The sequence below is a fragment of the Salmonella sp. NW884 genome (assembly GCF_051700745.1).
GTDB lineage: Bacteria > Pseudomonadota > Gammaproteobacteria > Enterobacterales > Enterobacteriaceae > Salmonella > Salmonella enterica.
On record NZ_JAMMDE010000012.1, the window covers coordinates 37,426 to 50,268 of the forward strand.

Genomic DNA, 12,843 nt, shown 5'->3' on the forward strand with positions numbered 1-12,843 from the left:
CGGTAACTTATTTGCTGCCAGGGATGCTGAAGCGCTTGTTGAAGCGCTCAACACGACCACCGGTATCAACAACACGCTGCTTACCAGTGAAGAACGGGTGGCATTTGCCGCACACGTCCAGGTTCAGGTCGTGACCCACGGTAGAGTGGGTTTTGATAACATTACCGCAAGAACAGGTTGCAGTAATTTCTACGTAATTCGGGTGAATACCTTTTTTCATGGGGAACCTCAGTGTAAGGCCGCGTCGCTCTTCCAGCCCTAACGCCAGACACCACGCGAAGTTAATAGTAAAGGGTTTGATGCTCACAACACGCACCAAAGGCGGCGAATCATACAGAATTTGACCACCGTATGCAAACTGATCCGCGCTCCCTTATCGTAATGTGTATACTACCCGACGAAATTTCAAGTCAGGAAGATGCTATGTCCGTCGCGCACGTTGCCTTGCCCGTTCCGCTTCCCCGAACCTTTGATTACCTGCTGCCGGAAGGCGGGGTCGCCAAAGCCGGGTGCCGCGTGCGCGTGCCATTCGGCAAGCAGCAAGAGCGCGTGGGCATTGTCGTCTCGGTTAGCGACCACAGCGAATTGCCGCTCGATGAATTAAAATCGGTCATTGAAATCCTGGATAACGAGCCAATCTTTTCTCCCTCCATCTGGCGCTTACTCCTCTGGGCGGCGGATTACTACCACCATCCCCTCGGCGACGTTCTGTTTCACGCTCTGCCGGTTTTATTGCGTCAGGGAAAACCAGCCAGCAACGCGCCCCTGTGGTATTGGTTCGCCACCGAAGAGGGGCAAGCCGTCGATATCAACAGCCTGAAACGCTCCGCCAAACAACAACAGGCGCTGGCGGCGCTACGGCAAGGAAAGATCTGGCGCTATCAGGTAGCCGAGCTTGATTTTACTGACGCCACGCTGCAAACGCTGCGGCGTAAGGGACTTTGTGAGCTTGCCAGTGAAACGCCCGCGTTTACCGACTGGCGGGAGCGTTATGCCGTCGCAGGAGAGCGCCTGCGGCTGAATACCGAACAGGCGACAGCAGTCGGCGCGATTCACAGCGCGTCGGACGGTTTCTCCGCCTGGTTGCTGGCAGGCGTAACCGGCTCCGGCAAGACCGAAGTGTATCTGAGCGTGCTGGAAAACGTCCTCGCCCAGGGCAAACAGGCGCTGGTGATGGTGCCGGAAATCGGCCTGACGCCGCAAACGATCGCCCGTTTTCGCGAACGTTTTAACGCGCCGGTGGAAGTGCTGCATTCCGGGCTAAACGACAGCGAGCGTCTTTCGGCATGGCTGAAAGCGAAAAACGGCGAAGCGGCGATTGTTATCGGCACGCGTTCCTCGCTGTTTACGCCGTTTAAAAATCTTGGCGTGATTGTCATCGACGAAGAGCACGACAGCTCTTATAAACAGCAGGAAGGGTGGCGCTACCATGCCCGCGATTTGGCTGTGTATCGCGCCCATAGCGAGCAGATCCCGATTATTCTCGGCTCCGCCACCCCAGCCCTGGAAACGCTATGCAACGTGCGGCAGAAAAAATACCGGATGCTGCGTCTGACGCGGCGCGCAGGCAACGCCCGCCCAGCCCTGCAGCATGTGCTGGATTTAAAAGGCCAGCGTCTTCAGGCGGGACTGGCGCCCGCCCTTATCGCCCGTATGCGCCAACATCTCCAGGCCGACAATCAGGTAATTTTATTTCTTAACCGCCGGGGATTCGCGCCCGCGCTGCTTTGCCACGACTGCGGCTGGATTGCGGAGTGCCCGCGTTGCGATCACTACTACACGCTGCACCAGGCGCAGCATCATTTACGCTGCCATCACTGCGACAGCCAGCGTCCGGTACCGCGTCAGTGCCCCTCCTGCGGCTCCACACATATGCTACCGGTTGGGTTAGGGACCGAACAGCTGGAACAGGTGCTGGCGCCCTTCTTCCCCGGCGTGCCGATCTCACGAATCGACCGTGATACCACCAGTCGTAAAGGCGCGCTGGAGCAGCATCTGGCGGAAGTTCACCGCGGCGGAGCACGCATCCTGATAGGCACACAAATGCTGGCGAAAGGCCATCACTTTCCGGATGTCACGCTGGTGGCGTTGCTGGATGTCGATGGCGCGCTTTTTTCCGCAGATTTTCGTTCGGCGGAACGCTTCGCCCAGCTCTACACTCAGGTTTCCGGCCGCGCCGGGCGCGCGGGCAAACAGGGCGAAGTGGTGCTCCAAACGCACCATCCTGAGCATCCCCTGCTGCAAACGTTACTGTATAAAGGCTATGATGCGTTTGCGGAGCAGGCGCTGGCGGAACGGCAAACGCTCCAGCTTCCGCCGTGGACCAGCCACGTCATTATTCGCGCAGAGGATCACAACAATCAGCAGGCGCCCGTCTTTCTCCAACAGTTGCGTAATCTGATTCAGGCCAGCCCGCTATCAGACGATAAGCTGTGGATCTTAGGTCCGGTTCCGGCCCTCGCGCCAAAACGCGGCGGCCGCTATCGCTGGCAAATTTTACTTCAGCATCCTTCACGGATTCGCCTGCAACACATCATCAGCGGCACGCTGGCGTTGATCAATACGCTCCCGGAAGCGCGGAAAGTTAAATGGGTTCTGGACGTCGATCCGATTGAAGGATAGTCCTCACGATGCGAGGCGGATCGTAAAATTAAAGATCCATCACACTTTTTATGAAAATTCTGTAACCGCTTCCACGCACTATCTGATAAAAATGTTTTCGATGAGTGTTACCAGGGATAGATCTGCGCCAGCAGTTCCCAGGCGAGGAGAAAGAGTGAAATCGAACAAGCAGGTTACTGCCGCTACGATGAAGGATGTTGCGTTGAAGGCGAAAGTCTCTACGGCAACCGTATCCCGCGCGTTAATGAACCCCGATAAAGTCTCCCAGTCGACCCGTAGCCGGGTTGAACAGGCCGCGCTTGAAGTGGGTTATTTCCCGCAGTCGATGGGGCGAAATGTAAAACGCAATGAATCCCGTACGATTCTGGTGATTGTCCCGGATATTTGCGATCCCTTCTTCAGTGAAATTATCCGCGGTATCGAAGTGACCGCGGCAGAACAGGGGTATCTGGTGCTGATTGGCGATTGCGCCCATCAAAACCAGAAAGAAAAAACCTTTCTTAATCTCATCATCACCAAACAGATCGACGGCATGGTACTTCTCAGTTCCCGACTGCCCTTTGACGCCAGCGTTGAGGAGCAGCGCAATTTGCCTCCGATGGTGATGTCGAATGAGTTCGCGCCGGAGCTTGAACTACCGACGGTACATATTGATAACCTGACCGCCGCGTTCAACGCCATGAATTACCTGTTGGATTTGGGCCACAAGCGGATTGGTTGTATTGCGGGGCCGGAAGACATGCCGCTCTGTCACTATCGCTTACAAGGTTACGTACAGGCATTAAGACGCAGTGGCATTGTGGTCGATCCGCATTACATCGCCCGTGGCGACTTTACCTACGAAGCCGGGGCAAACGCATTAAAGCAGTTGCTTGAGCAACCGTTGCCGCCTACCGCCGTCTTTTGTCATAGCGACGTAATGGCGCTGGGCGCGCTCTCCTGGGCCAAGCGCCAGGGTCTGAAAGTGCCTGACGATCTGTCGATTATCGGCTTTGACAATATCGCGCTGGCCGAGTTTTGCGACCCTCCGTTGACAACCGTGGCGCAGCCGCGTTTTGACATTGGTCGCGAGGCGATGCTGCTGTTGCTCGATCAGATGCAGGGGCAAAATGTGAGCAGCGGCTCGCGTTTAATGGATTGCGAGCTGATTATTCGCGGTTCTACGCGCGCTTTACCCTAAAGTAAATAGCTTTAAGACTCACCTGTCTGGTCAAAGGCCCGCCGCTTCAGTAACATGACGGGCTGACGAACGAATAAATACAGCGAAACGATAGTGGCACAACGAGATTATGTACGTCGCGGCCAACCGGCTCCTTCGCGGCGCAAAAAGAACACCTCACGGAACTCACGGAAGAAGCAAAGCAACATGCCTGCCGTCTCGCCGGCAATGGTCGCGATTGCGGCAGCCGTCCTTGTGACCTTTATCGGCGGTCTGTACTTCATTACTCACCATAAGAAAGAAGAGTCCGAAACGCTACAAAACCAGAAAGTCACCGGCAATGGGCTTCCGCCAAAACCGGAAGAGCGCTGGCGTTACATCAAAGAGCTGGAAAGTCGCCAGCCGGGCGTGCGTACGCCAACGGAACCGTCCGCCGGCGGTGAAGTCATGAACCCGAATCAGCTCACCAGCGAGCAGCGTCAACTTCTGGAGCAGATGCAGGCGGATATGCGTCAGCAGCCGACGCAACTTAACGAAGTGCCGTGGAACGAGCAGACGCCAGAACAACGCCAGCAAACGCTACAGCGCCAGCGTCAGGCGCAGCAGCAGCAGTGGGCTCAAACGCAGCCTGTTCAGCAACCACGTACGCAGCCGCGGGTAAACGAACAGCCGCAAACGCGCACGGTACAGTCCGCCCCGGCGCAACCCGCGCGCCAAAGTCAGCCGCCGAAGCAGACGGCCTCGCAGCAACCTTATCAGGATTTGCTGCAAACGCCGGCGCATACCAGCGCGGCAGCGCCAAAAGCCGCGCCCATTACGCGCGCGCCTGAAGCGCCGAAGGCGACAGCAGAGAAAAAAGATGAACGTCGCTGGATGGTGCAATGTGGTTCATTCAAAGGCGCTGAGCAGGCAGAAAGCGTCCGCGCTCAGCTGGCGTTTGAAGGCTTTGACTCCAAAATTACCACCAATAACGGCTGGAATCGCGTGGTTATCGGGCCGGTGAAAGGTAAAGAAAATGCCGACAGCACCATTAACCGTCTGAAGATGGCGGGCCATACAAACTGCATTCGACTCGCCACCGGGGGTTGAAACCCTCAAAATCTCCCCCATCTATACTTGCATTATGCCCCGTACGCCGTACGGGGCCGCAATTCAGCATTAGTAACCAAGGGGTCTGCTCGTGACAACAATAGTAAGCGTACGCCGTAACGGCCACGTGGTAATCGCCGGTGATGGTCAGGCCACACTGGGTAACACAGTAATGAAAGGCAACGTGAAGAAAGTCCGCCGCCTCTACAACGACAAGGTCATTGCGGGCTTTGCGGGCGGTACTGCGGATGCATTCACGCTGTTCGAGCTGTTTGAACGTAAACTGGAAATGCATCAGGGGCACCTGGTCAAAGCCGCCGTTGAACTGGCGAAAGACTGGCGTACCGACCGTATGCTACGCAAACTGGAAGCGTTGCTGGCCGTCGCGGATGAAACCGCCTCGCTCATCATCACGGGTAACGGCGATGTCGTGCAACCTGAAAACGATTTAATTGCTATCGGCTCCGGCGGTCCTTATGCCCAGGCTGCCGCTCGCGCTCTGTTGGAAAATACCGAGCTCGGCGCGCGCGAAATTGCTGAAAAGGCGTTGGATATTGCAGGCGATATCTGCATTTACACCAACCATTTCCACACCATTGAAGAATTGACCGCCAAAGCGTAAGGACCCCTCATGTCTGAAATGACCCCACGCGAAATTGTCAGCGAACTGAACAAACACATTATCGGCCAGGATAACGCAAAGCGTTCCGTGGCGATTGCATTGCGTAACCGCTGGCGTCGTATGCAGCTTGATGAAGAGCTGCGCCACGAAGTAACGCCGAAAAATATTCTGATGATTGGCCCGACCGGCGTCGGTAAAACCGAAATCGCCCGTCGTCTGGCAAAACTCGCCAACGCACCGTTCATTAAAGTCGAAGCCACCAAATTCACCGAAGTGGGCTACGTCGGGAAAGAAGTGGACTCTATCATCCGCGATCTGACCGATGCCGCTGTGAAAATGGTTCGCGTACAGGCTATCGAGAAAAACCGCTATCGTGCGGAAGAGTTGGCGGAAGAACGTATTCTCGACGTGCTGATCCCACCCGCAAAAAATAACTGGGGCCAGGCCGAACAGCAGCAGGAGCCTTCTGCCGCCCGTCAAACGTTCCGCAAAAAACTGCGCGAAGGCCAGCTCGACGATAAAGAGATCGAGATTAACCTCGCCGCCGCGCCGATGGGCGTAGAGATTATGGCGCCTCCGGGCATGGAAGAGATGACCAGCCAGTTGCAGTCTATGTTCCAGAACCTGGGCGGTCAGAAACAGAAACCGCGTAAGCTGAAAATTAAAGACGCGATGAAACTGTTGGTTGAAGAAGAGGCTGCTAAGCTGGTCAACCCGGAAGAGCTGAAACAGGACGCTATCGACGCGGTTGAACAGCACGGCATCGTGTTTATCGATGAAATTGACAAAATTTGTAAGCGTGGCGAAACCTCCGGCCCGGATGTTTCACGCGAAGGCGTACAGCGCGACTTACTGCCGCTGGTAGAAGGCTGCACGGTTTCGACCAAACACGGGATGGTCAAAACGGATCATATTCTGTTTATCGCCTCTGGCGCGTTCCAGGTGGCGAAGCCGTCTGATCTGATCCCGGAACTGCAGGGCCGCCTGCCGATTCGCGTTGAGCTTCAGGCGCTGACCACCAGCGATTTCGAACGCATTTTGACCGAGCCAAACGCGTCCGTCACCGTGCAGTATAAAGCGCTGATGGCAACTGAAGGCGTCAATATCGAGTTCACCGATTCCGGTATTAAACGTATTGCCGAAGCCGCCTGGCAGGTTAACGAAACCACCGAAAACATCGGCGCGCGCCGTCTGCATACCGTACTGGAGCGTCTGATGGAAGAGATTTCCTATAACGCCAGCGATCTGCACGGCCAAAACATCACAATTGATGCGGAATATGTGAGCAAACATCTGGATGCGCTGGTCGCAGATGAAGATCTAAGCCGTTTTATCTTATAATCGCGTCCAATGCATTTTCATCACTGTTGATGGGGCTGAAAAGCCCCATTTTTATTGGCGCTAAATATGACTGAACAACAACAAATTAGCCGCACCCAGGCCTGGCTGGAAAGCTTACGACCCAAAACCTTACCCCTCGCCTTCGCGGCGATTATCGTCGGTACGGCCCTGGCATGGTGGCAAGGCTATTTCGATCCTCTGGTCGCACTGCTGGCCCTTATCACCGCCGGGCTGTTGCAAATTTTATCCAACCTCGCCAACGATTATGGCGACGCTGTCAAAGGCAGCGATAAACCGGATCGCATCGGGCCGCTGCGGGGGATGCAAAAAGGCGTCATCACCCGACAGGAGATGAAGCGGGCGTTAATCATTACCGTCGTGCTGATCTGTATCTCCGGACTGGCGCTGGTGGCGGTCGCGTGCCATACGTTAACCGATTTTGTCGGCTTCCTGATTTTGGGCGGGCTGTCGATTATCGCCGCCATCACCTACACCGTGGGTAATCGGCCCTACGGCTATATCGGGCTGGGTGATATCTCTGTCCTGGTATTCTTTGGCTGGCTAAGTGTCATGGGGAGCTGGTATCTCCAGGCGCATACGCTGATTCCGGCGCTGATTCTCCCGGCCACCGCCTGCGGTTTACTGGCGACGGCGGTGCTGAATATTAATAACCTGCGCGATATTAATAGCGACAGAGAGAACGGCAAAAACACCCTTGTGGTACGACTGGGCGATGTCAACGCGCGTCGTTATCACGCCTGCCTGTTGCTAGGCGCGCTGCTCTGTCTGGCGCTGTTTAATCTGCTCTCGCTACACAGTCCGTGGGGATGGTTGTTTATTCTGGCCGCGCCCTTGCTCATTAAACAAGCGCGCTACGTAATGCGCGAAAGGGAGCCTGCGGCAATGCGCCCGATGCTTGAACGTACCGTTAAAGGCGCGTTGTTAACCAACCTGTTATTTGTGATTGGGATACTCTTAAGTCAGTGGGCCGTTTAACTGACAAATATCAATTAACAATTGATGATTTTGCCAACAGTATACTTAGCGCGATATACTAAAAATTCTCGCAGCAACTGAACGTTAAGCCTATGAAATACGATACTTCCGAGCTTTGTGACATCTATCAGGAAGATGTCAACGTCGTGGAACCGCTGTTCTCTAATTTTGGAGGGCGGTCGTCGTTTGGCGGACAAATCATCACGGTAAAATGTTTCGAGGACAACGGGTTGCTGTACGATCTGCTCGAACAAAATGGCCGTGGTCGGGTTCTGCTGGTCGATGGCGGCGGTTCTGTCCGTCGTGCATTAGTCGATGCGGAGCTGGCGCGTCTGGCCACGCAAAATGAATGGGAAGGGCTGGTTATCTATGGCGCGGTGCGTCAGGTGGACGATCTGGAAGAGCTGGATATCGGCATTCAGGCGATCGCCGCCATTCCGGTTGGCGCCGCAGGTGAAGGCATTGGGGAAAGCGATGTGCGCGTCAATTTCGGCGGCGTGACGTTCTTCTCCGGCGATCATCTCTATGCCGACAACACCGGGATTATCCTTTCCGAAGACCCGCTCGATATCGAGTGATCAAAAAGGCACCGCAAGGTGCCTTTTTTATGCGTTGTCGCTGATTGTCGGATGGCAGCTTACGCCTTATCCGGCCCACCGGTGTCCGCATTCTAAATCCTCTATAGATTTCGCGTCAGGGCAAGGCGGCAAGTAAGTGAATCCCCAGGAGCATAGGCCACTATGTGACTGGGGTGAACGCACGCAGCCAACGCCGCCATAACGTGAAATATGACGAGGATTAGACTTCTTCCATACGACCAAGCAGCGCCTGCAAACGTTCCTGCCAGCCGCTCTGCTGTTCCTTCAGAGAATTATTTTCACGCTCGAGTTCTTCACGCTGATGCTGTGCAGACTGCACTTCCTGCGTCAGGCTGTTGTTCTTTTCTTTCAGCTCTTCAATTTCCATCTGTAACAGGGTGATGGTGTCAATCGCCTGCTGTACTTTTGCTTCCAGTTTCTCAAACACTTCTAAAGACATGATCTTACCTCTCCTGAATTGCAAGGCGACGCTTCACGTAAACGCGCACAATATATAGTGTCGATTGTATGAAGCCCCGCTCTCGCTGTCCAGCGACATACCGCGTAGATCGCGGTTTGCAGCAATTTTCATCCATCTCCTGGTAACATTCATTCAATAACTTAAAAGTGTTAACATATTGGTTAATGAAATGATTCAATTCACTCTCTTCTGCTGTCTCAAAATGCGCCTCATGGCGCGATAACGCTCATTTTATTGACGCAGTACACACATTTTGATTTCGATATTTCTCGTTTTTGCTCGTTAACGATAAATTAACAGTGTGCCTACAGGGCATCGTGGATGTCCATGACCTCCTCGCATACCAATAAACATTACATACTCTTCAGGATCCGATTATGAGTCAAACATCAACCTTAAAAGGCCAGTGCATTGCTGAATTCCTCGGTACCGGGTTGTTGATTTTTTTCGGGGTGGGTTGTGTCGCTGCGCTTAAAGTTGCCGGAGCTACTTTTGGACAGTGGGAAATCAGCGTCATCTGGGGTCTGGGGGTAGCGATGGCTATCTACCTGACGGCAGGTGTTTCTGGCGCACACCTGAACCCGGCAGTGACCATCGCACTCTGGCTATTTGCCTGTTTCGACAAACGTAAAGTTGTTCCTTTTATTATTTCTCAAGTTGCCGGCGCCTTTTGCGCAGCGGCGTTAGTTTACGGGCTTTATTACAATCTTTTTGTGGACTTCGAACAAACCCACCATATCGTCCGTGGCAGCGTTGAAAGTCTCGATCTCGCAGGCATTTTCTCAACTTACCCGAATCCTCATATCAATTTTGTGCAGGCCTTCGCGGTTGAAATGGTGATTACCGCTATTCTGATGGGGCTGATTCTGGCGCTGACCGACGACGGAAACGGCGTACCTCGCGGTCCGCTTGCGCCACTGCTCATTGGTTTACTGATCGCCGTTATCGGCGCCTCTATGGGGCCGTTGACCGGGTTTGCGATGAATCCGGCGCGTGACTTTGGCCCCAAAATGTTCGCCGGGCTTGCCGGCTGGGGTGAAATTGCGTTTACCGGCGGTAGAGACATTCCTTACTTCCTGGTGCCGCTGTTTGGCCCCATCGTCGGCGCCATTCTGGGCGCGTTTGCTTATCGCAAATTTATTGGCCGTCATTTGCCGTGCGATACCTGCGTCGTGGAAGAGAAGGACTCCACCGCGACCACACAACAAAATGCTTCGCTGTAATCTGATTACGGGACAAAATTATGACTGAAAAAAAATATATCGTTGCGCTCGACCAGGGTACCACCAGCTCCCGCGCGGTCGTTATGGATCATGACGCGAATATCGTCAGCGTATCACAGCGTGAATTTGAGCAAATTTATCCTAAGCCAGGCTGGGTAGAACACGACCCGATGGAAATTTGGGCGTCCCAAAGCTCAACGCTGGTAGAAGTGCTGGCTAAGGCCGATATCAGTTCCGATCAGATTGCCGCTATCGGTATCACCAACCAACGTGAAACCGCGATCGTCTGGGAACGTGAAACCGGCAAACCGATATACAACGCTATTGTCTGGCAGTGCCGTCGTACCGCCGATATTTGCGAACAGCTTAAACGCGACGGCCTGGAAGATTACATCCGCGACAATACCGGTCTGGTCGTCGACCCGTACTTCTCTGGCACTAAAGTGAAATGGATCCTTGACCATGTGGAAGGTTCGCGCGAACGCGCGAAGCGTGGCGAGCTGCTGTTCGGTACGGTGGATACCTGGCTTATCTGGAAGATGACGCAGGGCCGCGTCCACGTTACGGATTACACCAACGCCTCACGAACCATGCTGTTCAACATCCATGATTTGGACTGGGACGATAAAATGCTGGACGTGCTGGATATCCCACGCGCGATGCTGCCCCAGGTACGTAAGTCCTCCGAAGTCTACGGCCAGACCAATATTGGCGGTAAAGGCGGTACACGTATTCCTATCGCCGGGATTGCCGGGGATCAGCAGGCCGCGCTATTCGGCCAACTGTGCGTAAAGGAAGGAATGGCAAAGAACACCTACGGCACCGGCTGCTTTATGCTGATGAACACCGGCGAGAAAGCGGTAAAATCGGAAAACGGCCTGCTGACCACCATCGCCTGCGGCCCAAGCGGCGAAGTCAACTATGCGCTGGAAGGCGCGGTGTTTATGGCGGGAGCGTCCATTCAATGGCTGCGTGATGAAATGAAGCTCATCAGCGACGCGTTCGACTCCGAATATTTCGCCACGAAAGTGAAAGATACCAACGGTGTCTACGTGGTTCCGGCCTTCACCGGTCTGGGCGCGCCGTACTGGGACCCGTATGCCCGCGGCGCCATTTTTGGCCTGACCCGCGGCGTGAACTCTAATCACATTATCCGCGCGACGCTCGAATCCATCGCTTACCAGACCCGCGACGTACTGGAAGCAATGCAGGCCGACTCCGGTATCCGCCTGCACGCTCTGCGTGTGGACGGCGGCGCAGTGGCCAACAACTTCCTGATGCAGTTCCAGTCAGATATTCTCGGCACGCGGGTGGAACGCCCGGAAGTGCGCGAAGTGACCGCGCTGGGCGCCGCCTATCTGGCTGGCCTGGCCGTCGGTTACTGGCAGAACCTGGACGAGCTGCAGGAAAAAGCCGTCATTGAGCGAGAATTCCGCCCCGGCATTGAAACCACCGAGCGTAACTACCGTTACAGCGGCTGGAAGAAAGCGGTTAAACGCGCAATGGCGTGGGAAGAGCACGACAAGTAAGGTCGCCATCCGGCAAAATCTTTGTGCGGAGGCAACTCCGCACACACATCAATTATTCCCTCCTTCCCCTGTGCTACACTGCGCGCCACTCCTTTTTGCTACGAGTTTGTTATGAGACGAGAACTTGCCATCGAATTTTCCCGTGTGACCGAAGCGGCGGCGCTGGCTGGCTACAAATGGCTGGGACGCGGCGATAAAAATACCGCGGACGGCGCGGCGGTCAACGCCATGCGTATCATGCTCAACCAGGTCAACATTGACGGCACCATCGTGATTGGCGAAGGCGAAATCGACGAAGCCCCGATGCTCTATATCGGCGAAAAAGTCGGTACCGGCCACGGCGATGCGGTAGATATCGCCGTCGATCCGATTGAGGGCACGCGCATGACGGCGATGGGTCAGGCGAACGCGCTGGCGGTGCTGGCGGTCGGCGATAAAGGCTGTTTCCTGAATGCGCCCGATATGTATATGGAAAAACTGATTGTCGGTCCGGGCGCCAAAGGGGCGATCGATCTCAATCTGCCGCTGGCGGATAATTTGCACAACATCGCGGATGCGCTGGGTAAACCGCTTGGCGATCTGACCGTGACCATTCTGGCAAAACCGCGTCATGACGAGGTCATCGCAGAGATGGCCAAACTGGGCGTACGCGTGTTTGCCATTCCTGACGGCGACGTCGCGGCCTCAATTCTGACCTGTATGCCGGATAGCGAAGTCGACGTGCTGTACGGGATTGGCGGCGCGCCAGAAGGCGTGGTATCCGCAGCGGTGATCCGCGCGCTGGACGGCGATATGCAGGGACGTCTGCTGGCGCGCCATGACGTGAAAGGCGACAGCGAAGAAAACCGCCGCATTGGCGAACAGGAACTGGCGCGCTGCAAAGCAATGGGCATTGAAGCGGGCAAGGCGTTATGCCTGGGCGACATGGCGCGTAGCGATAACGTTATTTTCTCCGCGACCGGCATCACGAAAGGCGATCTGCTGGAAGGAATTAGCCGAAAAGGCCATATCGCCACGACGGAAACGCTGCTGATCCGCGGCAAATCACGCACCATCCGCCGCATTCAGTCTATCCACTATCTTGATCGTAAAGATCCGGATGTACAGGCGCATATCCTCTAGCGTATTTGTTAGTTAGAGCCTTCCAGCCTCGCGGGGCTGGAAATCTTTCTCCTGACGAACGAAGATAAGGTTAGCGATTCA

12 protein-coding genes are annotated in these 12,843 nt (G+C 54.9%); 10 read left to right on the forward strand and 2 right to left on the reverse strand.

What is annotated here, in order from left to right:
* Positions 1-7 precede the first annotated feature (7 nt).
* Entirely contained in the window at positions 8-220 is a 213-nt protein-coding gene (gene rpmE, locus NA197_RS20215) for a 50S ribosomal protein L31 (protein ID WP_000715284.1), read from the reverse strand.
* A 203-nt stretch (positions 221-423) separates the two neighbouring features.
* On the opposite strand from rpmE, the gene priA reads away from it, so the two are divergent.
* The 7 genes from priA (at position 424) to rraA (ending at position 8,407) form a co-directional block, all read left to right on the forward strand.
* A complete protein-coding gene (priA, locus tag NA197_RS20220; protein ID WP_000109397.1) occupies positions 424-2,622 on the forward strand; it encodes a primosomal protein N' in 2,199 nt (732 codons plus the stop codon).
* Positions 2,623-2,776: 154 nt separating this feature from the next.
* Positions 2,777-3,802, forward strand: a complete 1,026-nt coding sequence (gene cytR / locus NA197_RS20225) for a DNA-binding transcriptional regulator CytR (RefSeq protein WP_000841339.1) — start codon at positions 2,777-2,779, stop codon at positions 3,800-3,802.
* Positions 3,803-3,895: 93 nt separating this feature from the next.
* Complete coding sequence (gene ftsN, locus NA197_RS20230) at positions 3,896-4,870, forward strand: cell division protein FtsN (RefSeq protein WP_064043061.1); 975 nt, start codon at positions 3,896-3,898, stop codon at positions 4,868-4,870.
* A gap of 91 nt (positions 4,871-4,961) precedes the next feature.
* On the forward strand, positions 4,962-5,492 hold the full coding sequence (gene hslV / locus NA197_RS20235) for an ATP-dependent protease subunit HslV (RefSeq protein ID WP_000208240.1): 531 nt from the start codon (positions 4,962-4,964) through the stop codon (positions 5,490-5,492).
* A gap of 9 nt (positions 5,493-5,501) precedes the next feature.
* Positions 5,502-6,833 carry an HslU--HslV peptidase ATPase subunit gene (gene hslU, locus NA197_RS20240; protein WP_001293360.1) on the forward strand — a complete coding sequence of 444 codons (1,332 nt, stop codon included), beginning with the start codon at positions 5,502-5,504 and terminating at the stop codon, positions 6,831-6,833.
* Positions 6,834-6,899: 66 nt separating this feature from the next.
* A complete protein-coding gene (gene menA / locus NA197_RS20245; protein ID WP_000139639.1) occupies positions 6,900-7,829 on the forward strand; it encodes a 1,4-dihydroxy-2-naphthoate polyprenyltransferase in 930 nt (309 codons plus the stop codon).
* Between the two features lie 92 nt (positions 7,830-7,921).
* The gene (gene rraA / locus NA197_RS20250; protein WP_000872918.1) at positions 7,922-8,407 is read left to right on the forward strand and encodes a ribonuclease E activity regulator RraA; all 486 of its coding nucleotides are present in this window, start codon (positions 7,922-7,924) and stop codon (positions 8,405-8,407) included.
* Between the two features lie 220 nt (positions 8,408-8,627).
* On the opposite strand, the gene zapB is transcribed toward rraA, so the two are convergent.
* A complete protein-coding gene (zapB, locus tag NA197_RS20255; protein WP_000051370.1) occupies positions 8,628-8,867 on the reverse strand; it encodes a septal ring assembly protein ZapB in 240 nt (79 codons plus the stop codon).
* Positions 8,868-9,265: 398 nt separating this feature from the next.
* On the opposite strand from zapB, the gene NA197_RS20260 reads away from it, so the two are divergent.
* The 3 genes from NA197_RS20260 (at position 9,266) to glpX (ending at position 12,762) form a co-directional block, all read left to right on the forward strand.
* A complete protein-coding gene (locus NA197_RS20260) occupies positions 9,266-10,111 on the forward strand; it encodes an MIP/aquaporin family protein (protein WP_000084285.1) in 846 nt (281 codons plus the stop codon).
* A 20-nt stretch (positions 10,112-10,131) separates the two neighbouring features.
* Positions 10,132-11,640 carry a glycerol kinase GlpK gene (glpK, locus tag NA197_RS20265; RefSeq protein ID WP_000136809.1) on the forward strand — a complete coding sequence of 503 codons (1,509 nt, stop codon included), beginning with the start codon at positions 10,132-10,134 and terminating at the stop codon, positions 11,638-11,640.
* A 111-nt stretch (positions 11,641-11,751) separates the two neighbouring features.
* A complete protein-coding gene (gene glpX / locus NA197_RS20270; RefSeq protein ID WP_001250617.1) occupies positions 11,752-12,762 on the forward strand; it encodes a class II fructose-bisphosphatase in 1,011 nt (336 codons plus the stop codon).
* Positions 12,763-12,843: the final 81 nt, after the last annotated feature.

Bases quoted from the DNA above. Each gene is read 5' to 3' on its own strand.
- rpmE (WP_000715284.1), bottom strand. From the start codon at position 220: ATGAAAAAAGGTATTCACCCGAATTACGTAGAAATTACTGCAACCTGT.
- priA (WP_000109397.1), top strand. From the start codon at position 424: ATGTCCGTCGCGCACGTTGCCTTGCCCGTTCCGCTTCCCCGAACCTTT.
- hslU (WP_001293360.1), top strand. From the start codon at position 5,502: ATGTCTGAAATGACCCCACGCGAAATTGTCAGCGAACTGAACAAACAC.
- menA (WP_000139639.1), top strand. From the start codon at position 6,900: ATGACTGAACAACAACAAATTAGCCGCACCCAGGCCTGGCTGGAAAGC.
- rraA (WP_000872918.1), top strand. From the start codon at position 7,922: ATGAAATACGATACTTCCGAGCTTTGTGACATCTATCAGGAAGATGTC.
- zapB (WP_000051370.1), bottom strand. From the start codon at position 8,867: ATGTCTTTAGAAGTGTTTGAGAAACTGGAAGCAAAAGTACAGCAGGCG.
- NA197_RS20260 (WP_000084285.1), top strand. From the start codon at position 9,266: ATGAGTCAAACATCAACCTTAAAAGGCCAGTGCATTGCTGAATTCCTC.
- glpK (WP_000136809.1), top strand. From the start codon at position 10,132: ATGACTGAAAAAAAATATATCGTTGCGCTCGACCAGGGTACCACCAGC.
- glpX (WP_001250617.1), top strand. From the start codon at position 11,752: ATGAGACGAGAACTTGCCATCGAATTTTCCCGTGTGACCGAAGCGGCG.